General features: G+C 65.0%; 22 protein-coding genes. 9 read left to right on the forward strand and 13 right to left on the reverse strand.

Annotation, left to right across the window (positions count from 1 at the left end):
* The first annotated feature begins 159 nt into the window (after positions 1-159).
* Entirely contained in the window at positions 160-1,428 is a 1,269-nt protein-coding gene (locus EDL96_RS09465; RefSeq protein WP_233568809.1) for a metallophosphoesterase family protein, read from the forward strand.
* A complete protein-coding gene (locus EDL96_RS09470; protein WP_123825546.1) occupies positions 1,425-4,076 on the forward strand; it encodes an AAA family ATPase in 2,652 nt (883 codons plus the stop codon). The genes EDL96_RS09465 and EDL96_RS09470 overlap by 4 nt, the downstream gene beginning before the upstream one ends.
* Here the strand turns inward: EDL96_RS09470 and EDL96_RS09475 are convergent.
* The 9 genes from EDL96_RS09475 to EDL96_RS09515 form a co-directional block, all read right to left on the reverse strand.
* Positions 4,044-5,423 carry an AI-2E family transporter gene (locus EDL96_RS09475; RefSeq protein WP_123825547.1) on the reverse strand — a complete coding sequence of 460 codons (1,380 nt, stop codon included), beginning with the start codon at positions 5,421-5,423 and terminating at the stop codon, positions 4,044-4,046. The genes EDL96_RS09470 and EDL96_RS09475 overlap by 33 nt on opposite strands.
* A gap of 171 nt (positions 5,424-5,594) precedes the next feature.
* Positions 5,595-6,446 carry a cytochrome b5 domain-containing protein gene (locus tag EDL96_RS09480; protein WP_123825548.1) on the reverse strand — a complete coding sequence of 284 codons (852 nt, stop codon included), beginning with the start codon at positions 6,444-6,446 and terminating at the stop codon, positions 5,595-5,597.
* 239 nt (positions 6,447-6,685) lie between these two features.
* Positions 6,686-7,162, reverse strand: a complete 477-nt coding sequence (locus EDL96_RS14045) for an SRPBCC family protein (protein WP_123825549.1) — start codon at positions 7,160-7,162, stop codon at positions 6,686-6,688.
* 4 nt (positions 7,163-7,166) lie between these two features.
* Positions 7,167-8,018, reverse strand: coding sequence for an Fpg/Nei family DNA glycosylase (locus EDL96_RS09490; protein WP_123825550.1), 852 nt, complete (start codon positions 8,016-8,018; stop codon positions 7,167-7,169).
* Between the two features lie 30 nt (positions 8,019-8,048).
* Positions 8,049-9,233, reverse strand: a complete 1,185-nt coding sequence (locus tag EDL96_RS09495; protein WP_123825551.1) for a winged helix-turn-helix domain-containing protein — start codon at positions 9,231-9,233, stop codon at positions 8,049-8,051.
* A gap of 40 nt (positions 9,234-9,273) precedes the next feature.
* Entirely contained in the window at positions 9,274-9,912 is a 639-nt protein-coding gene (locus EDL96_RS09500) for a hypothetical protein (protein WP_123825552.1), read from the reverse strand.
* A gap of 241 nt (positions 9,913-10,153) precedes the next feature.
* Positions 10,154-10,678, reverse strand: a complete 525-nt coding sequence (locus EDL96_RS09505) for a CAP domain-containing protein (RefSeq protein ID WP_123825553.1) — start codon at positions 10,676-10,678, stop codon at positions 10,154-10,156.
* A gap of 266 nt (positions 10,679-10,944) precedes the next feature.
* Positions 10,945-11,463: a ferritin gene (locus tag EDL96_RS09510; protein WP_123825554.1), complete on the reverse strand. Its 519-nt coding sequence runs from the start codon at positions 11,461-11,463 to the stop codon at positions 10,945-10,947.
* A gap of 41 nt (positions 11,464-11,504) precedes the next feature.
* Complete coding sequence (locus tag EDL96_RS09515; protein WP_233568810.1) at positions 11,505-12,692, reverse strand: low temperature requirement protein A; 1,188 nt, start codon at positions 12,690-12,692, stop codon at positions 11,505-11,507.
* Positions 12,693-12,873: 181 nt separating this feature from the next.
* Between EDL96_RS09515 and EDL96_RS14075 the strand changes: the two genes are divergently transcribed.
* From EDL96_RS14075 to EDL96_RS09530, 4 genes are all read left to right on the forward strand, one after another.
* A complete protein-coding gene (locus EDL96_RS14075; protein ID WP_325049550.1) occupies positions 12,874-13,005 on the forward strand; it encodes a hypothetical protein in 132 nt (43 codons plus the stop codon).
* On the forward strand, positions 13,002-13,667 hold the full coding sequence (locus EDL96_RS09520; RefSeq protein ID WP_325049551.1) for an SDR family oxidoreductase: 666 nt from the start codon (positions 13,002-13,004) through the stop codon (positions 13,665-13,667). The genes EDL96_RS14075 and EDL96_RS09520 overlap by 4 nt, the downstream gene beginning before the upstream one ends.
* A gap of 50 nt (positions 13,668-13,717) precedes the next feature.
* Positions 13,718-14,188: a phage tail protein gene (locus tag EDL96_RS09525; RefSeq protein WP_123825556.1), complete on the forward strand. Its 471-nt coding sequence runs from the start codon at positions 13,718-13,720 to the stop codon at positions 14,186-14,188.
* A 222-nt stretch (positions 14,189-14,410) separates the two neighbouring features.
* On the forward strand, positions 14,411-15,304 hold the full coding sequence (locus EDL96_RS09530) for a CHAD domain-containing protein (RefSeq protein ID WP_158609579.1): 894 nt from the start codon (positions 14,411-14,413) through the stop codon (positions 15,302-15,304).
* Between the two features lie 13 nt (positions 15,305-15,317).
* Here the strand turns inward: EDL96_RS09530 and EDL96_RS09535 are convergent, their stop codons facing one another.
* The 3 genes from EDL96_RS09535 to EDL96_RS09545 form a co-directional block, all read right to left on the reverse strand.
* The gene (locus EDL96_RS09535) at positions 15,318-16,361 is read right to left on the reverse strand and encodes a hypothetical protein (protein ID WP_123825558.1); all 1,044 of its coding nucleotides are present in this window, start codon (positions 16,359-16,361) and stop codon (positions 15,318-15,320) included.
* A 117-nt stretch (positions 16,362-16,478) separates the two neighbouring features.
* On the reverse strand, positions 16,479-16,919 hold the full coding sequence (locus EDL96_RS09540; protein ID WP_123825559.1) for an SRPBCC family protein: 441 nt from the start codon (positions 16,917-16,919) through the stop codon (positions 16,479-16,481).
* Between the two features lie 71 nt (positions 16,920-16,990).
* Positions 16,991-17,554 carry a dihydrofolate reductase family protein gene (locus EDL96_RS09545; protein ID WP_123825560.1) on the reverse strand — a complete coding sequence of 188 codons (564 nt, stop codon included), beginning with the start codon at positions 17,552-17,554 and terminating at the stop codon, positions 16,991-16,993.
* A gap of 68 nt (positions 17,555-17,622) precedes the next feature.
* Here EDL96_RS09545 and EDL96_RS09550 point away from each other — a divergent pair, with 68 nt between their 5' ends.
* Together EDL96_RS09550 and EDL96_RS09555 are read left to right on the forward strand one after the other, a co-directional pair.
* Entirely contained in the window at positions 17,623-17,994 is a 372-nt protein-coding gene (locus EDL96_RS09550) for a GntR family transcriptional regulator (RefSeq protein WP_123825561.1), read from the forward strand.
* A gap of 72 nt (positions 17,995-18,066) precedes the next feature.
* Positions 18,067-18,396, forward strand: coding sequence for a PspC domain-containing protein (locus EDL96_RS09555; RefSeq protein WP_123825562.1), 330 nt, complete (start codon positions 18,067-18,069; stop codon positions 18,394-18,396).
* A 136-nt stretch (positions 18,397-18,532) separates the two neighbouring features.
* Here EDL96_RS09555 and EDL96_RS09560 read toward each other — a convergent pair whose 3' ends face one another.
* The gene (locus tag EDL96_RS09560) at positions 18,533-18,946 is read right to left on the reverse strand and encodes a winged helix-turn-helix transcriptional regulator (RefSeq protein ID WP_233568811.1); all 414 of its coding nucleotides are present in this window, start codon (positions 18,944-18,946) and stop codon (positions 18,533-18,535) included.
* 86 nt (positions 18,947-19,032) lie between these two features.
* Between EDL96_RS09560 and EDL96_RS09565 the strand changes: the two genes are divergently transcribed.
* Positions 19,033-19,506, forward strand: a complete 474-nt coding sequence (locus EDL96_RS09565; protein ID WP_199732580.1) for an NAD(P)-dependent oxidoreductase — start codon at positions 19,033-19,035, stop codon at positions 19,504-19,506.
* Positions 19,507-19,605 lie beyond the last annotated feature (99 nt).

Raw genomic sequence — 19,605 nt, forward strand, 5'->3', positions numbered from 1 at the left:
GACTCAAGAGGGCAGGTGGAGGGCGCCTGCACGACGGACGCGGACCTCCCGGGCGCGTCCATGCGTTCGGAACTTGTGTTGTCCCCCGTGTTCCGTAAGGTCGAGATGCCATCGATCGACGTCGACAGGCACCCGCACCGGCAAGAGGGAAGGAACGCCGTGGTTCGCTTCATCCACACGAGTGACTGGCAGCTCGGCATGACCCGGCACTACCTGGATTCCGATGCCCAGCCGCGCTTCACGGGCGACCGGGTGGAAACGGTCCGGCGCATCATGTCCCTGGCTGTCGAACGCGGCTGTGCTTTCGTGGTGGTGGCCGGCGACGTGTTCGAGCACCCCAACCTGGGTGCCAAGGACATCGGGCGCGCCCTGGAGGCCATGGGCTCACAAGACGTTCCGCTCTTCCTTCTTCCGGGCAACCACGATCCCCTGGGCACGGGCTCCATCTGGAACTCCCCGACCTTGCGCGATCGGCTTCCGGGCAACGTGACCGTCCTGGACCGTGCCGGTACCTGGCCGGTGAGCCCCGGCCTCGAAATCCTGGCCGCTCCCTGGACCAGCAAACGCCCGGACACGGACCCGGTCACCGGTGTCCTGGACGGGGCGGAAGCCGACGGCACGGTCCGTGTCCTGGTCGGCCACGGCATGCTCGAAGAACTCGAACCGGATGCCGCCTCCCCCGTGACCGTCCACCGCGCCCCGCTCGACGCTGCACTGGCAGACGGTCGCATCCACTACGCAGCCCTCGGCGACCGACACATCCGATGGCCGTTGAGCGAAGACTCCTCCATCCGGTACTCCGGAGCCCATGAGTCCACGAGTTTCCGCGAGCCCGGACAAGGGCACGTCCTGGACGTCGAAATTCCCGACGACGGCGGGAAACCCCTTGTCACTGCCGTACCCGTCGGTCAGTGGCAGCACGTCGTCCTGCGACACCGGGTGGACGGGTCCCAAGACATCCAGGCCCTGGCCGAACGACTCGATCAGCTCCGCCCCAAGGAACGAACCGTGGTCAAGACTGCATTGGCGGGGTCGCTGACCGTGACGGAGCGAGCCGCGCTGGACGACGTGTTGGAAACGCGCGCGCCGTTGTTCGCGGCGCTCCTGGAGTGGGACCGACACACGGATCTGGTCGTCCAACCGGACAGCCAGGAACTGGGTGACCTTGATGTCAGCGGATACGTCCGCGAAGCCGTGGACCAGTTGCTCGCGCTGTCCGGGTCGACCCCGTCGGGGCCGCCTGACTCCTCGGGTACGGCAGAGGGTGCGTCACCGGTGGCCGATGCCGATCTCCCCGACGAGACTGCCCTCCGAGAAGCGGCCCACGACGTCGAGGACGATCTGCCCCGCCTGCACGAACCATCGACGGAGGAGGCCGCGCAAGACGCATTACGCCTCCTGGTGCGGTTCACCGGAGGTGCCCGATGAAGCTGCACCGCCTGAATCTTGAGAACTTCAAGGGTGTCACGCACCGACAGATCGAGTTCCCCGAGACGGGGGTATCCGTCATCCAGGGCCCCAACGAGGCCGGGAAGACCTCCACCATCCAGGCACTCGATCTGCTGCTGACCACGCTGCCGGACTCCAAGAAGGCCGTCGTGAAGTCTGCTCGGCCGGAGGGCCAGGACGTCCCCGTGACGGTCGAAGCGGAGTTCACCGTCGCGGAGCACCGTGTGCGTTACCGCAAGCAGTGGCTCAAGAATCCGGGGGCCGACCTCGAATTCGTCGCCGGACCACGCAGGGGTGAACGGGCCACGGGGCGCGAGGCCCACGCTGCCGTGGACGACCTCCTGGCCCTGACCGACCGCACCCTGTGGAACACGCTGCGCCTGTTGCAGTCGGATGCGCTCTCCAACGACTTCGCGGGCTCGTCGGCCCTACGCAAGGCGCTGGAGGCGGCGGGTGGCGAGGTGGCTGACGACGCCGGTTCCATGAGCCTCGTGCAGGCCGCACGGGCCGAGCGCGATCTGTACTTCACCACCACCGGGCAGGAGAAATCAGACACCAAGCGACTACGCGAGGCGCACGGCGCCGCCACCACCGCGTACCGGAAGGCCCAAGCGGACCTTGACGCTGTCACCGGACTGGTCGACGACTTCGACCGCAAGGACCGCCTCGCGCGCTCCGCGCAGGTGAGCCACGACCGCGCCCTGGAGGACTTCCGCGCCGCCGAACGGGCCGCCGAGGAGGTCGAGCACCTCGACCGGCGCCGCCACGAGGCACATGCGGCCTCGAGTTCCGCAGGCGCCGCGCACCAGCGCGCCACCGAGCTGTTGCAGGAGCGTGAAAACCTTCGGGACCGGGCCGAGCGGACCGCGGAGAAGCTCCAGGAACTGGAGACCTCCCTGGAAGCGGCCCAGGAGGCAGCCGACCAGGCCACGACGTCGACCCGCGCTGCCGAAGCCACGGTGCACCAGGCACGGGAAGACCTGGACCGAGCTCGGAACGATCTGGACCTGGCGCAGAAGGCCCAACGCCGCACGCGGGATCAAGCCCGGTGGGCCGACCTCACGGCACTCGTGAAGCAACTGGACGACCTCACCGCAAGGGAAGCCGCCCTGGACGACCACGTGCCCGCGAGAGTCACGCCAGAACTGTTGGAACAGCTCGAGCGGGCCCACCGAGCCGCGGACCTGGCGCGCACCCAGCTCGAGTCCGCCTCCGCGAGGATGACAGTCACCGCTCTGGGCGATCCCCCGGAGATGGCCCTCGACGGGCAACCACTGCACCTGTCCCTGGGCGAATCGACGGAGCAGGCCGTGACGGAGGACGTCACGTTGGAGCTTCCGGGGCGGCTGCGGGTCCAGATCTCACCCGAACAAGGACTCGCTCAACGACGTGCGGCCGTGCAGCGGGCCCAGGAGGACGTGGATCGTCTCCTGGGCCAAGCAGCGGTGGACAGCCTGGAAGCGGCCCGCACCGCACTCGAAGCCCAGACCCGTCACGAGCGCGCCGTCACCGAGGCGGTTCAACAGCGCCGGCTGTTGCTCAACGGCCGCGAGGAGACCCGGTTGCGTTCCGAACTGGCAACCCTCACCTCGCGGTTGGAAAGCACCAGTGCCAGCACCTCTGACGCGGCCGACGGCACAGAGGACACGACGGAGCGGGAGGACGACACTGCAGGGCTGGACGAACGCCTGGACCGGGCTGAAGCGCTGGCCGGCGATGCACGGCAAGCGCTGACGGCGGCCGAGAATCGCGCGGATCTGTGTCGGACAGCCGAGACCAAGGCGGCGGCGCAGCTGAACTCCATCCGGACCGACCACAGCTCCCAGACCCTCCTCCTCCGCGACCAGGAGAGCCAACTCCAACAAGCTCGGGCGGCCGTCTCGGACGAGGCGCTCGAGAACGACCAGGATCAGAAGGCCGCGGCCCTGGAACAGGCAACTGCTTTGGTGGACGCCCTGGAACACCAGTGGATCAGTTCGGAGGCGCAAGCCGTTCTGGACCGGATGTCGGCGTACGAAGCACGCGTGTCCAACACCCGGCGGTCCCTCGAGCGGGCTCGCACGGAACGCACGCTGGTCCAGGGCAACCTGGAAGCCACGGACCGCGACTCCCGGCAACGCACGTACGACCAGGCAGCGACCGCCTTGCGACAGGTCACGCAGGAGCTGAACACGCAAGTGCGCAGGGCGGCGGCAGCAAAGCTACTTGCCGAGACATTGGAGGCGGCGCAGCTACAAGCCCACCGGCGCTACAACGCCCCCTTCCGGGCCCGGCTGGAACAGCTGGGTCACACGGTTTTCGGCTCCACCTTCCGGGTCGAGCTGTCGGACGACCTGGTCATCACCCGGCGCTTCCTGGACGGCACGTGGTTGAGCGTCGACTCCCTGTCGACCGGTGCGCGGGAGCAGCTGGACGTGCTGGTGCGCTTGGCGATAGCCATGCTCGTGGACCCGATGGACGGCGTGCCCGTGATTTTCGACGACGCGCTGGGGCACACCGACCCGGAACGTCTGATCAGTCTCTCCACGGCGCTGCGGGCCGCCGGCGATCACGCCCAGGTGATCGTGCTGACCGCCATGCCTGACCGGTTTGCCTCAATCCCTGGGGCCACCGTGATCGATGTCTGAGGTCCCCGCGTTCTCCTGCGGGAAGTCGGACGCCTCCGACGTCGTCGTGGGTCCCGCCGTTGACGTCACCGCCTGGCTGCTACCCGTGTCAGAGGCGACCGGGCGCTTGCCCAAGCGCTTGAATCCGCCGGACCCGGTGATCCACCGGTTGAGCCAGCTACGTGCGGCCCGGGCCTCGTGAGCGCGCTCCGTGGGCAGACCGTCCTCGGGAGTTGCCGCGATCAACGCGTTGACGAATCGGACCTGCGGGTTCGGGTCGACCAGGATGGCTTTGACCAACAAGGTGGCCGGTAGCGCGAGCAGAGCCCCCAGCGGCCCCAGAACCGCGGCCCACAGCAGAACCGACAGGAAAGAAATCGTGGGAGTCACGCCAATGGCGTCCCCGGTGAACTTCGGCTGGACGAAGGACTGCATGACCATGTTGATCACGCTGAAGCCCACGACCACCAACAACGCGTCCATCCACCCGCCCGCGAGCAATCCCATGAGCGTCGGTGGGATCACGCCGATGACGAAGCCCACGTTGGGAATGTAGTTCGATACGAAGGCCAGGACCGCCCACACACCGGCCAGTGGGATGCCCAGAATCGCCAGGTAGCCCAGGTCCATGACGGCAACGATCAACCCGAACACGGTCGTGACCACCCAGTACCGGCGGACGCCCGCGGCGAAGTTCAGCAGGGCCCGCGCGGTGGTCGGGTTCTGGCCCAGGATCACGCGGACGCGGCGTGAGATCGTCATCGAATCCACGGAGAGGAAGAACAGGACGGTCACGATGATGGCCAGCATCGCAGCCAGGCCCGACAGGTTCGAGGCGATACCCACCAACCACTCGGTCGAGAAGCTGACGACGTTGCCCACGTTGTCCTGCAGGTTCTGGACCATGCCCTCGGTGGTCACGCCGAACTGTTCCAGCCAGGTGAGGCCGTCGTTCCACATGGTTTCGAAGTCGGAGGAATACTGCGGGAGAGCCTGGATCAGAGCAAAGATCGCCCACCCAATGGAATAGAAGAACGCGAACAGGGCAATAAGCACCGCGAGCAAGGACGCCACCGCGGCGGCCCAACGAGGCCACCCGAAACGCCGAACCAGCCAGTTGTGCAGCGGGTGCACGATGATGACCATGTTCAAGGCGAAGAACACCGGCGCGATCAAGGCCGAATAGTGCGAGATCCCCTGCAGTGCCAGCAGCGCCGCGGCCACGCCCACCAGCGCCATGACCAGACGGGCTCCCCCGCCGGACGTGCCTCCCGTCTGCCTCGGGTTCGTCCGGCCGGATTCCGAGGATCCGCTGAGGTCGGAACCCCTGGAGTGACCACCGGCCGAGGCCGACTCGGGTGTCGGCATGGTGGGCCCGCCTTCCGTTTGTGATTTTGTCCTGCCGTGCCGTAGTACCGGAACCACCCGGAACCCCGACGACGGCGAGACGTTCGCCTCTTCGATCCTACGGTCTACTCGAGCCCGAGGCCGACGGTCACGGGCTGCCCTGCCGGGTGATGGAGAACTTGGTCCCGGACGTCAGTCCTCGAGGGCACCGATCTTGAAGTCGGCCAACGCGGACTGTGCTTCCTCATTGGACCCGTGCTGCTGTTGGAAGGCTTCCGTAGCATCCGTGCCGCACAGCCCGTTGATGGCTTCCTGCCCTCCGGGGTGCTTGGCGATCCAGTCGGTGAGGTCGTAGACGTTGCCGTCCATCGCGGCCCAGCAGGACTCACTGTTGTCGTGCTGTTCGACGTCGGACATTGCGTAGATCTGAGAATCCGAGCTCGACCCCTCCGTGGCAGCGGCCTCGCCACCGGCTGCGGTGGAGGATTCCCCGGTTGATTCGGTGGACGAACCCGACCACACGGCCTGCGCGCCGGAGTGACCCGTGAAGATCGCGAACACCAGGACCACGACGGCTGCGATGGCCGTGAGCAACCCCAGCACGGTCCCCAATAGCCCGCCCTTGCGGGGCGTGCGGTTCCGGACGCCACCGTCAGCGGTTCCCGACGGCGATGTAGCCGCCGACCGACGAGCACCGTCGACACGTCGCGAGACGATCCACCAGATCACAGCCAGGACGGACAGGATGACCGAACCCACCATGAGCCGGTCAGCCCATTCCGCGTGCTCTGCGGGAAGCCCCACGGTTTCGGCCAGGGCTTCGCCCGATTCCTTGGACACGAACGTGGCCACTGTGCCCACGAGTACGCCGATGACGGAGAGGCCGAGGACCCGACGCCGGACCGCCGGCACGATCGCGGCGGCTACGAGAAGGAGGGCCGCCACCGGGAGCAATGCCACAGAGAAGTGCACCACCAGCGGGTGCAAGGGGAGGTCTCCGACAGACGAGAAGAATTCACTTTCGGCAAGTACCTGGGTTTGCATGGCTCCATGGTAATAACGCTCGTGGACGCATCCACAAAGAATCCTGGTTTTCCTGCGAATACTCAGACAATTCACACTGAGGCATATTCAGGATTGCCTTACCTGATGAACAGGAGTAATTCCTTTTCCGCGGATAGTGATTCCAGTGCGCGGGTGGAGGTGTAACGCACCGGCACCCGCCCCAGGCCCAACGCCGAAGCACCCATGCCGCGGCCGCTCGAGTCCGGCGAGAATCCGTCTCAGGTGACGTGTCGCTCCAAACCCCGCAGACCCGCCTGCATGACCCGCCCGTGAGCCCACGGTGCCGCCGGCCGCAAAAGACGCACCAGTCTCCGCCGCGTCACCACACACCACATGAAACCCAGGTCCGCGCGGTCACTGTCAGTCAGAGTCCGCCACGTACCCACTCCCCTGAGATCGCCGCTCACGGTGATGGTGGCGGCTCGGGGTTTGACCGCCTCGGTGATCGTGACCGTAAATCGCAAGGTATATCCCATGGGACTGGCCACGACCACTTGCGCGCGGCGCCCTTCGGCTTCCGGCGTTCCCTGGTCAAGGACGTGTGTTGATCGTACCCCGGGCCACCAGTCCGGCCAGGAATCAATGTCTGCCAGGATGTCCCACACCCGGTCAATGTCCGCATCCGGCCTCCAGGTCGAATCGAAGTGGAAAGGACGGGACTCTCCATCCACCGACCGCGTGTGTACGTGCGTCATGGGCTCACTTCAACAGGCGGTCCATCCGGCGGTCACTGAGCCGTTTACCGCTGGTTTGACAGACGGGACAGTACTGCAGCGAGCGGTCCGCGTAGGAGACCTCGGCGACCGGCGTCCCGCAGACAGGACACGGATCCCCGGTACGGGCATGGATCCGGAACAGGGATTTCTTGGTGCTCTTGATCCGGTCCAGCGGCACGCCGTCGAGCCGGGTTCGGACCTCGTGGATGACAGTCCCGAGTGCGTCGAACAAGCGTTGAACGTCCGGGGAGGAGAGTCGGTTCGCGGTCGCGAACGGTGACAACCGGGCACGGTGCAGAACCTCGTCCGACCAGGCGTTTCCGATTCCCGCCAGCATGGTCTGGTCCGTGAGCACCGTCTTGAGACGAGAGGACGAGCGCGCAAGCATCGCAGCAAACTCCTCCGCCGTGATGGCATCGGCTTCAGGTCCCAATCGCGCCACGCGTTCCAGGTGCTGGGGATCGTCGGTGATCCACAGGGCCAGGCTCTTCTTGCGGCCCTGCTCCGTGAAGTCGACGTGGGTGCCGTCGTCGAACGTGAGTCGGAAGGCCAGCGGCCCGGACGACGACGGCCGTTTGGCGGGTGTCTCATCACCCGTCTTGACCCAACCGGCGAGCGCAAGATGAACGACGGCGTAGCGGCCGTCCACTTCCAGCAGCAGGAACTTCCCGCGCCGAGTGACCGACGTGACGGTACGTCCCACAAGAGATTCGTGAGGTGGTTCGGCGGTCTTCAGGACACTGAACGCAACGATGTCGAACCGGCTCACCCTGCGACCCACGGTACGGCCGCGAAGCAGCCCGACGACGGCGTCGAGTTCCGGCAGCTCAGGCATGGTCCCAGTATTGCCTGTGCCTCGGACAACTCAAGCGATCACGCCGTCGAGCTCCAGCCATTCCGCCATGAGCCGCAGTTGCCGATCCAGGGCGGCGCGCGCATTCGCGGGAGCGTCCCGCTCCCACGTGCACCTCTTGACGATCAAGGCCCCGGCCACTCGATCAGCCTTGAGATCGACTCGGGCCACCAGGGTGTCGCCGAAGACGAACGGCAGGACGTAGTAACCGTGGAGCCGTTGCTGCGCCGGGGTGTAGATCTCCAGGCGGTACCGCATACCGAAAAGTGCCTGGGTCCTTTCCCGCTGCCAGACCAGGGAGTCGAACGGGCTGACCAGCGCCTCGACCTCCGCCTTTCTCGGCCGCCGCGCAGCGGGGTCCAGGTACACCAGGCCGGGCCATTCCGGGACCTCGACCAGCTCGAGTTCGCCCGAGGCAACCAATGTGTCCAGAGCCCGGCCGGACTCCGCAGCCCCGAGCCGGAAGTAGTCGCGAAGGCAACGCGCAGTTCCGATGCCGTGCGCACGGGCCGCAATGCGCATGAGTTCCAGGTGCGCGGTCTCCGGATCAACCTTCACTCGCGAAGGCAGCACCTTGTCCGGCGTGACATAGCGACGTTCGAACTGCGTCGTGCGACCGGCACTGGTGATCTGACCCGCCCAGAACAGGTACTCGAGCGCGGTCTTGACGGCACTCCAGTTCCATCCCCAGGCGCCCTCCCTGCGCGGAGCGTCCACGCTCAGAGCGCCGTCGCACTCGCGGGCGGTCAGTGGGCCACGCCGTCGAACTTCATCGAGCACTGCGTCCACCAGCTCGGGATGCTCCTGATGGACCCGGCGCATGCCACCCCAGGCCTCGTGCTTGGCACGCTCCATCCGGAAACCGAGCAACGGCCACGTCGACGGTGGAATGAGGCTGGCTTCATGGGCCCAGTACTCGGTCAGGCGCCGGGGTGCCCGATCACGAAGGCGGTCCAACGTCGCGCGGTCATAGACACCCAGGCGCGAGAAGAACGGCAGGTAGTGGCTGCGCGTCAAGACGTTGACAGAATCGATCTGGACCACGCCCACTCGGTGGATCACCCGGTTCAGGTGCCGCACGGTGACCTGACCGGGCTCAGGCCGAGGATCCAGGAATCCTTGAGCAGCCAGGGCAATCCGCCGCGCGGCCGGCAGCGTGATGCGAGCTGGGGTTCGAGTGATTGGTCCGGACGGCATCTGCACACGATAACCGCGACGACGGACACCGTTCGGCTGCCTACATCCGTCTCTGCCGGAACGCGACGTGCGCGTACCGCAGCACCTCCAAAACGTCGCCGGGTCGTCTCCCGAACTCGGAGGGAAGTACGTACTGACCAGGAACGAGTATCGCGGCATCCAATCGGCGCAGAACACCTACCATTCCCGACGACGAATTCCGTACGTGCTGATCTGCTTCTTGGGCCAGGGTGCAAATGAGCACGGGAGTCCCGTGGAACGGCCAGCGACCACCCACACGACGGAAACCGAAGTCTGACACCTGGAACCAGTAGACGGGCAGGTCGATCGTGGGACCCCCCCTGGTCCTTCGCTCGACCCAGAAACCTTGTCGACTCACCACCAGTCGTCTGCGCAGCAACCACTGGAGCAGGATCGCCGGCAGGCCCAGCACGCCGAAGAATCCGAGAGTGACCGCTCCGAACACGAATGACGCGATGGCCGATCCTTCGGTCGTCGCACCGCCCGACCCCGAGGCGATCCACATCATCAGCAGCCCGAAGCCTGAGAACACGAGGGCGCCAATGAGCAGCAGCACCAGACGGACGGAGTTGAGACGGAACTCAGTGCGGCCCACCAACTCGAGTTCACGCACGTGGCGTTCCACGATCGACCGGTTGAAACGCAAGTAGCCGTTCACGCACTCACCCCCTGTCGGCAACGCTGGAACACCCGCCCAACTGTGTGCCATTGTAAATTATCAGGCGGATGGCTCATGCCTGGCTGCAGCCAATGCGCTCCTGATTGTGTGCCTGTTGTTGTTCGGCTTCCTGGCAGCCCTCCAGGTGATCGAGACTTTCAAGGGCCTGGGGGCCTGACCGCCGCGGCGGTCAGGCCCCCAGGCCACGCGGTTCAACGCGGGCGCACCGCGCGATCGACGATCAGTACGTGCCGAAGTTCTGGGTCCCGTAGACGTACCCGTTACCCGACTCCGCCGACCCGAAGCCCACGTGCGTGAAGTCCGGGTTCATGATGTTGGCCCGGTGGGCAGGGCTGTTCATCCAGAAGTCGAAGAAGTACTGAGCCGTGGCGTGCGCGGAACCCTTCGATTCGACGTCGTAAGAGATGTTCTCCGCCATGTTCGTGGAACCGGTGGCCTGCGTCTGCTCGATGAACGACGGATTGTGCGTTGCCGAGTTGCTGGCCGCCATCTGGCTGGACCAATCGCCGGAGATGGCGTCCAGTTCGGCATGGGAACTCAACGGGCTCAGACCTGCCTGGGCGCGAGCGTCGTTCATCATCGACAGCAGTTCCTGACCGACCGCCTGCGACGAGCTGTCGCTGGAAGCGGACACCGACTGCTCCGAGCCGAGCTCCGGTGCGGCGGAGGCCGGCACTGCGGCGGCTCCGGACAGCGCGATGACCGCGGCTGCGGTGATCAGAGTTTTCTGGGTGCGGTTCTTCATGGGGCTCCTCCGTAATGAGTTGTCCTGTTCGAGCCGCAGACGAAGGTACGGGTGGTGAAGGCGCGGAACAACCGCCAGAGCACCCCAGAGCGTTATCAAACCGTGATTTTTCCGTGACCTTACCGTTACCTTTGAAGATCCCGAGGGCAGCCGATCACATTCATGACGCGGATCGGGCGACCCACCTACGGCGGTGGGTCGCCCGATCCTGGTAAACCTCTCACAATCCCCTCAAACCGCATTTCTGGTGCGGTGCGAAGGACGGATCATCCGTCGTTCTCCGTGCCGCGCGCGGGGCGAGCGCCGAGTTCGTCGTCGAGCCGCAACAGGCCCGACCCGTCGCCGTCGATACGTTCGATACGGCCCAGAATCTCGCCCACGGTGGCCTCCTCCTCGATCTGCTCGTCGAGGAACCAGTTGAGCAGAGGCCTGGAGTCCAGGTCCCCGGCGGAGTCGCAGGCGCGGTACAGGTTCCGAATGGATTCGGAGACCTTCTGTTCGTGGGTCAGTGCCGCTTGGAAGATCTCGGCGGCCGACAGACCCTCCGCAACGGCGGGGGCGTCGATGCCTCCGATTCGGGCGTGGCCGTCGCGGTCGACCACATGGTCGATGAACTTGTTGGCGTGGACGATCTCCTCGTCGGCCTGGTGCCGCAGCCACGCTGCCATGCCCACCAGGTCCTGCACGTCGGCTTCGATGGCCAACTGGCGATAAACCAGGGATGCCTCGAACTCCATGGTGATCTGGTCGTTGAACTTGCTCTCGAGATCAGAAGTCAGCTTCATGCTTCGAGCCTATCGAAGCGGTCGGGGAACACCAGGGGGTATCAGCTCACGATGAACAGCCGCTCCTGGTGTCTGTGGCCCACGGTTTCGTACAGGACGACGGCGACCGCCGGGGCAGCCATGGCTACCAGCAGGCACCACCCCATGGGCACCTCCGCCGCGGCCATTCCCAAAGCACCCACGAGGAGGATGACCATGACCTCCACCATGGCGATGTGCACGGCGTCGAACGTACGGGTCAGGCGGCCGTAGAGCCACATGAGGGTCAGGATGAACGCGAGCACGGGCACCGCGACGCTTGCCACGGCCAAGGTCCCGGACCGGTGAGCTTCGTGGTTCAGGACATAACCGGCCACATGGAGCCCTGCACCCACGGCAGCAATGGCCATGAACAGGACAATGTGGCCATAACCCCATCCGAAGCAGCGCGTCGGGTGGGCATGCAGCAATGTGCCCCAGTCAACGCTGAAGTACAACCACCAAATGGCAAGCGTCAGCCCGATCCCTGCAATCACCACCAGCACGGAGTCCAGAGACCATCCACCGGCTTCCTCCACCATCGGTGACAAGGCCGCCACGGTGCCCACCACGCCCTCACCCAGAGTGATGATGGTCAGCAGACCGTAGCGTTCCGCGAGGTGATGGGGGTGCCAGGGCGTGTGGCTGCCTTGGCCTTCTCGCTGAGTGGTGACTCGTTCACCCAGGAAGGGACCACCCAGTTCGACAACCAGCAGGGTCAGGCCCACCAGGACGAACACGCGCAACGAAGTGTGGGCCAACGCCAAGATCACCCAACCGACCTGCGCCGCCAACAAGGTCGCAAGGTAGATTCGCGCACCGGCTCGGAACTCCGGCGCTTGCAAATAGGCCCACCCCCAGTGCAGTGCCATGCCGATACGCATCACCACATACCCCATGACCATGACGGTGTTGTCCACGTGCCCGTGATGGAGGGAATCGAAGAAGGGCGGGATGCCCAGAGCCAGGACCACGACCCCACACATGATCACCATGGTGACAAGCCGATAGGCCCAGTCATCGGTGTCAAATGCCGAGGCAAACCATGTGTAGTTGATCCACGACCAGATGACGGCGAACAAAACGAAAACATAGCCTGCTGATGCCAGGAGGATCTCGCCTTCGGCCGCCATGTGCGGGAATTCATTGCCCGCGATGCCGAAGGCCACCACGAAGGTCAGGTCGAACAGGAGTTCAAGGCTGCTGGCCACACGACCGGATTCATGCGGATCTCGACCACGCATCCTTGACAGGCGATGGGACAGGTCAGGGGGTGCTGGTCATGGGTCTTCGGATCAGCACGACCGCAGAGCCATGACGACGGCCATGTGCGGTCTGGAGCGGACAAAAAGTGATCAGATCCTATCCGTGCCCCCGCTAGTGTGGTGCAACATGAAGATCGATCTGACCGGCATGAACGCACTCGTCACGGGTTCCACACAGGGCATTGGGTTGGCGATTGTCCGGGGCCTGGCTACCGCCGGGCACGGGTGGCCGTCAACGGGCGCGACGGAGAACGCGTGACAGCCGCCGTCGATGAGCTCCGACGGGGTCTGCCAGACGTAGATCTTGTGCCTGCCCCGGGGGACGTCACCACTCAGGAAGGCGCACGCGCCGCCATGGCCGCACTCGACTCCGTTGACATCCTGGTCAACAACCTGGGCGTCTTCGGCACGCAGGATCCGCTGGAGATCGACGACGACGAATGGCGCCGCTACTTCGAGGTCAACGTCCTGAGCGCGGTCCGCCTGATCCGGGAGGCACTCCCCGGCATGAAGGAACGCGGATGGGGCCGGGTGGTCAACATCGCCAGCGATTCCGCCGTCGTGACCCCGGCGGAAATGATCCACTACGGCGTGAGCAAAACGTCCCTGTTGGCTGTGTCGCGTGGTTTCGCGAAGGACGCGGCGGGCACCGGAGTGACCGTGAATTCGGTGATCGCGGGGCCGACGCACACGGGAGGTGTCGACGACTTCGTCTACCAGCTCGTCAGCAAGGACCTACCGTGGGAGCAGGCGCAGCGTGAGTTCATGCGGCTCCATCGCCCACAGTCATTGATACAGCGACTCATCGAGCCGGAGGAGATCGCGAACATGGTGACCTACCTGAGTTCACCGTTGGCCTCGGCCACAACAGGCGGTGCGCTGCGAGTTGACGGTGGTTACGTCGACGCCATCCTTCCGTGACGTCTTGACCGCGTAGCCTGCCGATCCGCATCGACTTTCCGAGGGCAAACATGACTTACACCGTAGATTTCAAGAACGTGTCCACCACCGGCCTGGAAACCTCTCCCGTGGCTGAGGCTCTGGCAGGGTTACGCGCCAATGAGGCCAGGTACTTCTGGACCAAGTACGCCCACACGTTCGCCACCGTCCCGGCCACCGAAGCCGCGGACACGCCCGCCTGGGTGGAACTGATCTTGCGCGAGGAGCGCGGGATCGTCGTCGCATCCCCGGCCCTGGAGGTGGCCGTCAGCGACGGCGAGGGAATTCACTGGGTGCACGTTTTCTACGAATCGGGGCTCAGCATCAATGTCCTGTGGACAGTGGAGCCCGGAGGTAAGCGCGCGGTGGGGTTCAAACTCTCCGACGGGATGGAGGTTCCTCAGGAACTGGGCGCCTTCAAGTTTGCCCGTCAGAAGTCGAAGCTGGCCGGAACGATTCGCGGTTCATACTTCGTGATCAAGGGCGAGTACGGGGACCGCTGAGCCCGAACCACGGAGCGTGACCAGCTCAGTCGCGGTCCTCGAACGCCTCGATCTCGCGCAGCTTGACGCCGTAAGTACGTCCGGGGTCGTGCCGGAGGGGCAAGTACCAAGGACTCCGTCAAGACCTCATTGCCCTGTTGGGAGGACCCGGTCCACGGGTAGATTGGTCGGAGATCTACTGCACGTCCGCCTGAACCAGGTATGGGAGAGCTGGGTCAAGACATGGGCAACAAGCACCCGTCCACCGCAGCCGATGTGATCGGTAAATACGTCGCAGACCAGGTGCATGTGATCCAGGAACGGGAACCGCAAGTGCGGGTGGATCACCCGGACTCGGTGCACAAGATGCGGGTGGCCACCCGGAGACTGAGCAGTACGCTTCGAACGTTCCAGGATGTAATGGACACGCAACGCACCGATCCCCTGCGGGAGGAGATCAAGTGGCTGGGTGAAATGCTCGGCGGTCCCCGCGATGCCGAGGTTCTCAAGGACCGTCTGGGTGAATCCTTGGAAGACTTACCACCCGAGGCCATCCTCGGGCCCGTCCGCGAGCGACTCACAAATGAACTCGACGCACGACATGCTCAGGCCCACGCCGAGCTGTTGGAGGCTCTGGATTCCCGCCGTTACAGGGACCTGAGCGATGCCCTCCACGACCTGGTGGACCATCCACCGTTTCTACCGGAAGCCAACCATGCTCCCCGGAAGACCCTGGCACCCTTGATGAAGGCTGCGACCCAACGTGTGACGCGCCGTTGGGACGCCGCACAGTGTGCACCCGAGATGCAACGAGCGGCCCTTGCCCACGAAGCCAGGAAGAAGGCGAAGGCCGCGCGTTACGCCTGGGAGGCTGTGGCTGACGTTTTTCCCGGCGGGAGCGACTCAGCTGAGGCATGGGAGGCCGTGACGGAGGTCCTTGGCACCGCCCAGGACTCCGTGGTGGCGAGGGAACGTCTGACGGAGCTGGCCCATGTCGCCGAGAAGTCGGGTGAGCAAACCTTCACATACGGTGTGCTTTATGCCCGCGAGCTGACCCACCAGGGTGACGCGCACGAGAGCGCTGACGCCGCGATTGTGGCGGCCGTCAAGGCTTCACAGACCGCAACGGGGCGCTAGAACGGCGCCCGCCTCAGGACGTTGCGGCGAGCACGATGTTCGAGGACTTCCGGTGCACCACGACCGGCGCCGGCCCCGAGTTCTCGACGGTCTGCACCAAGCGGATCTGGTCCCCGCAGGGGTTCTTGAGCTCCCCCACGGAATCGGGCGCTGTGCCCAGGAGTTTGTGGTGCACCGTGTTGTCGATGTGGACCTTCTCGTCCTGGATCTCCACGCGCTCACACATCTTGCCGTCACTGAGAACGTCGGCGTAGGAATGCACCGTGACAGTGCTGCCGCGCTCGTCGAGGATGTCCGGCGTGCACAGGTTCTGGTCGGTCTGGTCCTTGGAGCCGTTCTCGATCGTGCACGTGGTCACGTGGGACGTGGCGGACACCTGGAGGTCTGAGTCCGATGCCGGGATGTCCAGGGTCTGGTCGATGACGATGTCCTTGTCGTCCCGCCCGACGATGATCGGCTCTTGCGCCTCCGGCTGCACTGCCGCCTGGACCGCCGAGGGGTCCTGATCGACGCTCAGCGTTGAGTCCAGGTCCATGCTGGCGTGTGCTCCTCCGCCCGCGTCCCAGTTGGGGACTCTGACCGTGGCATTGCATCGTTGGGTGCCGGAGGTCTGAACCTGGTACACCAGCCTGACGGTGAGTTCGCGGGACTGTTCATTCTCCAGATTCTCCGTGCCCGTCTGTGATGTGCTGCCATCTTCGTCGTCGACGGACGCGCAGGAGACACCGGTCACCGTGTAGGCGGCACGTTGGTCACCCAGTGACGAGTCGAGCGTTGCGTCCGTGTCAAAGGTGACCACGGCCGTGCTTCCGGAGTCAGCTCCGAATTCCACGGAAGCCACGCGCTCCTCTCCCGGGAGTTCCATCGACTGCGAATTCTCATCGGTGTGGACCGCGGGTCCGGAGGGGCCGTGGGTCTTGTCGTCGGTCGGTTGATCCGTGAAGACTCCGGTTGCGTAGAGCACTGCCAGGACGACGGCGACGATCAGGACCGCCGATGCCGCCCATAACGCACCACGTCGTGATCGGCGAGGGGGCTGGTCGGTCGGTGCGCTCATCGGTGACAACTCAACCATCGTTCACGCGGAACCCCAACTTCACGCGCTGGGTTGATCGAGAGGAGTGCGTACTTAGCCGTGCCCAGAGAATTCCTGAAACCCGTCAACCGTGCATGATCACTGCCCGGCGAGCGCTGACAGTCTGTCGACCGAGGCCTGCAGCTTCTCCGACGTCATGGAAGCAGCCTTCGCCAGGCGCGATTCATCGGTGAGTGCGGACCAGTCGTAGGTGTGGGTGACCAGGGTGGTGCCGTCGTCGTTAGGTTCCAGGTCCCACCGCCAGACGTGCCCGGGGACCGGGTCCCCCGCCGGTGCGGGCTGCCAGGCGATGCAGCGCCCTTCCTCGAAAGCGACGATGTGGTTCTCGCGCACCTTGCCGTTGGCGTTGGTCATCACGAACACGTCGCCCACGGCGCGGACCCGCTGGCCCTGATCCGCGTGGTCCAGGTTGTCGTTGCCGTCCCACCGCGGTTGTTGTGAGGGGTCGGCGATGAGTTCGAAGATGTCCTCAGCCGGTGCTGCCACGGTTGCCGATGCGGCCACGATGCGGTTGCTCATGGAACCATCCAAGCATCGTGACGGACTCGATTGAAGACCTCGGAATCACAACCCCGATTGCCAAGCCCGGGTTATCGGGAGATGTAGCGGACGCGGATGCTGCCGTCGTCGAAAACAGTGTGGTCAGTTCGCCGGAGGTCCAGGTGGACGCCCTCGGGCAGTGCCCGCAGTCCACCGCCGACAACTTTGGGCACGATGAAGAATTCGAAGGCTTCGACCAGTCCCGCGCGGATGGCCGGTGCCGCCGTGGTGGGGCCGAAAATTTCGACGACGCCGGGAGCCTCCGCCACCATCTCCCTGAGCTGGTCCAGGGCGAGCGTCGGCAGGAGGGTGTCGCGCTCTGACACGAGTTGGTCCGGATCCAGGGTCGAGGAGACGACGACGGTGCGGAGGTTCTGCCACTGCCCGGCGAACTCACGCTCATCGCTCGACCACTGATCACCATCGGGTTCGGATCCCCAGTAGCGCATGAGTTCGTAGGTCTTACGACCCAGAATCTCGGTCGAGACCTCGCGCATGCGCGCCAGGTGAGCGGAGAAGACCTGTTCGCTCGGCGCACTCCATTGGAAGTCACCCGTGGCGTCGGCGACGTAGCCGTCCAGGGATACGGTGGTTGCGTAGGTCAGGATTCCCATGGCGGGCCACCTTCGTGTGGGTCTGAGCGAGAATCCAACGCTAACCATCTCCGGGCGAAAAGGGCACCATGTTCCACATCGATCAGTCCGCCGAAGTTCCCCCTTTCGAGCAGATCAAGAGGCAGATCACGGAACAACGCGACTCCGGAGAGCTGGCAGCGGGTCATCATCTCCCGCCCGTTCGTCGGCTGGCAGGCGAACTCGGCCTTGCGCCGAACACCGTGGCCCGGGCGTACAAGGAACTCGAGGCAGCAGGTGTCATCGAAACCCGCGGCCGCAACGGATCCTTCGTCACCGGCACCGCGGATTCGGCGGACAAGGCCGCAGCCCACGCGGCAGGTGAGTACATTGCTCGTGTCCGCGCCCTGGGTATCGACGACGAACGCGCGGTGGCGTTGGTGCGCGACGCCGCGACGGCGACCCTCGCACCCGGCGCATGACCACAGCCTGATGGCCTCGGGGAAGCTCACCACCCCTTTTCGACAGCCCTCACGCTGCCTACGATCGAAGACATGAACCAACTCTTGGATTCCATCCGCGGTCCAGGTTTCCAACGTGGCCCCCAGCGCCTGGTTGCAGGCATTGCCGGAGGTCTGGCGGAGCAGTTCGGGCTCAACGTGTGGCTGGTCCGCTTGATCGTCCTGGCGTCGTTCCTGCTTCCGTTCCTGGGCATCGGGCTGTACCTGGGGCTTTGGGCGCTGACACCTTGGCAGGACGGCCGGATCCCCTTGGAGGAGGATGCGAACGCGGCGCCGAGAGGCCGTGCGACCTCCACCTATACGTGGTCCGATGCCACGGAGTCAGTCATCCATGCGGGTGAACTACCGCCCGCTCAGCCATGAGTTCTTCGGCCGCCAGCGGGGAGATGATCATCACGAAAACCACGGAGCTGCGGCCCATCCGCCGAACCCTCGCGAAACTCCCGCATCAGCCACCGATGCGGGAGTTTTGCGAGGGTTCGGCGGATGGGAAGGCGATTCAACCTTCGGCTTGCTCCCGGTCATAACGTCGACGGTTGCGCTGAACCTCACCCACATTTGCTTCTGCCCATCGACGGAGTGCGGCCAGCGGCTCGACGGTACTGGCGCCCAGGTCCGTGAGCAGATAGTCCACGCGCGGCGGGACGCTGGGGGTGACCCGCCGGGTAACCAACCCGTCGCGCTCCATGGAACGCAGAGTTTCCGTCAGCACCTTGGGGGAAACACCCTGGACCGTTCGGCGCAACTCGGTGAACCTCACGGGCTGCCCCGGCGCCAGTACCGTCACGATCATGGGCGTCCACCGGTCCGTCAGGTGGCGGAGAACAGTCCTGGACGGGCAGTCCTGGTTCAGGACATCCGCCGGCAGCTCGGCGGCGTTGGGGTTGACGGTCTTGTCCATCACATCGGTCATCGAGGCCCCTTGGTTACTTTGAGGTAATCGATTACTAGTTCATACCATTGTGTTCGCCAGGTCAAACACACAGACTTTTGGAGGACATGATGCACATCTCGATCATCGGTGCGGCCGGTATGGTCGGCTCGCAGATCGCAGCCGAGGCCGAGAACCGCGGCCACGACGTTCACCGCTACACCCGCTCGGGCCGCCCCGCAGGTGACGCGGCCACCGAGGCACTTGACTTCAACGACACCGCTGCTGTGACCGAGGTGGTCAACGGCAGCGAGGTCACGGTCGTCTCCGTGGCAGGTCGCGGCGACTACGACGGCGTCGTCGCTGCTCACCGGAACCTGATCGCAGCGCAGCCGTCCGGGCGAATCCTGGTGGTCGGCGGGGCCGGTGCACTCCGAGTGGGCGACTCGCTGCTTCTCGAGTCCCCCGACTTCCCGGCCGAGTACCGGACCGAGGCCAAGACCTTCGCCCGGGTGCTGGAGGAGTACTCAGATTCGGCCGACCTGAACTGGACCATGATTGCCCCGTTACCTTTTCCGCGGCGCCTGGATCGTCCAGGATGAGCAGGTGCCGGCCAGCCGGTCCTCGGCATGATCGTTGCCCCCAGTCGCACTCATGATCCGGGGGGTGTTGTCACCGAGGACCGGTCTGGTGATCACGGA

It is taken from the genome of Kocuria soli (genome assembly GCF_003797835.1).
GTDB classification, from domain to species: domain Bacteria; phylum Actinomycetota; class Actinomycetes; order Actinomycetales; family Micrococcaceae; genus Kocuria; species Kocuria soli.

What these genes read in the sequence shown, in the direction of transcription:
- EDL96_RS14075 (WP_325049550.1), top strand. Translation starts at nt 12,874, where the DNA reads ATGAAGATCGATCTGACCGGCATGAACGCACTCGTCACGGGTTCCACA.
- EDL96_RS09560 (WP_233568811.1), bottom strand. Translation starts at nt 18,946, where the DNA reads ATGACCGATGTGATGGACAAGACCGTCAACCCCAACGCCGCCGAGCTG.
- EDL96_RS09530 (WP_158609579.1), top strand. Translation starts at nt 14,411, where the DNA reads ATGGGCAACAAGCACCCGTCCACCGCAGCCGATGTGATCGGTAAATAC.
- EDL96_RS09540 (WP_123825559.1), bottom strand. Translation starts at nt 16,919, where the DNA reads ATGAGCAACCGCATCGTGGCCGCATCGGCAACCGTGGCAGCACCGGCT.
- EDL96_RS09475 (WP_123825547.1), bottom strand. Translation starts at nt 5,423, where the DNA reads ATGCCGACACCCGAGTCGGCCTCGGCCGGTGGTCACTCCAGGGGTTCC.
- EDL96_RS09495 (WP_123825551.1), bottom strand. Translation starts at nt 9,233, where the DNA reads ATGCCGTCCGGACCAATCACTCGAACCCCAGCTCGCATCACGCTGCCG.
- EDL96_RS09470 (WP_123825546.1), top strand. Translation starts at nt 1,425, where the DNA reads ATGAAGCTGCACCGCCTGAATCTTGAGAACTTCAAGGGTGTCACGCAC.
- EDL96_RS09525 (WP_123825556.1), top strand. Translation starts at nt 13,718, where the DNA reads ATGACTTACACCGTAGATTTCAAGAACGTGTCCACCACCGGCCTGGAA.
- EDL96_RS09505 (WP_123825553.1), bottom strand. Translation starts at nt 10,678, where the DNA reads ATGAAGAACCGCACCCAGAAAACTCTGATCACCGCAGCCGCGGTCATC.
- EDL96_RS09510 (WP_123825554.1), bottom strand. Translation starts at nt 11,463, where the DNA reads ATGAAGCTGACTTCTGATCTCGAGAGCAAGTTCAACGACCAGATCACC.
- EDL96_RS14045 (WP_123825549.1), bottom strand. Translation starts at nt 7,162, where the DNA reads ATGACGCACGTACACACGCGGTCGGTGGATGGAGAGTCCCGTCCTTTC.
- EDL96_RS09550 (WP_123825561.1), top strand. Translation starts at nt 17,623, where the DNA reads ATGTTCCACATCGATCAGTCCGCCGAAGTTCCCCCTTTCGAGCAGATC.
- EDL96_RS09535 (WP_123825558.1), bottom strand. Translation starts at nt 16,361, where the DNA reads ATGAGCGCACCGACCGACCAGCCCCCTCGCCGATCACGACGTGGTGCG.
- EDL96_RS09565 (WP_199732580.1), top strand. Translation starts at nt 19,033, where the DNA reads ATGATGCACATCTCGATCATCGGTGCGGCCGGTATGGTCGGCTCGCAG.
- EDL96_RS09490 (WP_123825550.1), bottom strand. Translation starts at nt 8,018, where the DNA reads ATGCCTGAGCTGCCGGAACTCGACGCCGTCGTCGGGCTGCTTCGCGGC.
- EDL96_RS09545 (WP_123825560.1), bottom strand. Translation starts at nt 17,554, where the DNA reads ATGGGAATCCTGACCTACGCAACCACCGTATCCCTGGACGGCTACGTC.
- EDL96_RS09480 (WP_123825548.1), bottom strand. Translation starts at nt 6,446, where the DNA reads ATGCAAACCCAGGTACTTGCCGAAAGTGAATTCTTCTCGTCTGTCGGA.
- EDL96_RS09555 (WP_123825562.1), top strand. Translation starts at nt 18,067, where the DNA reads ATGAACCAACTCTTGGATTCCATCCGCGGTCCAGGTTTCCAACGTGGC.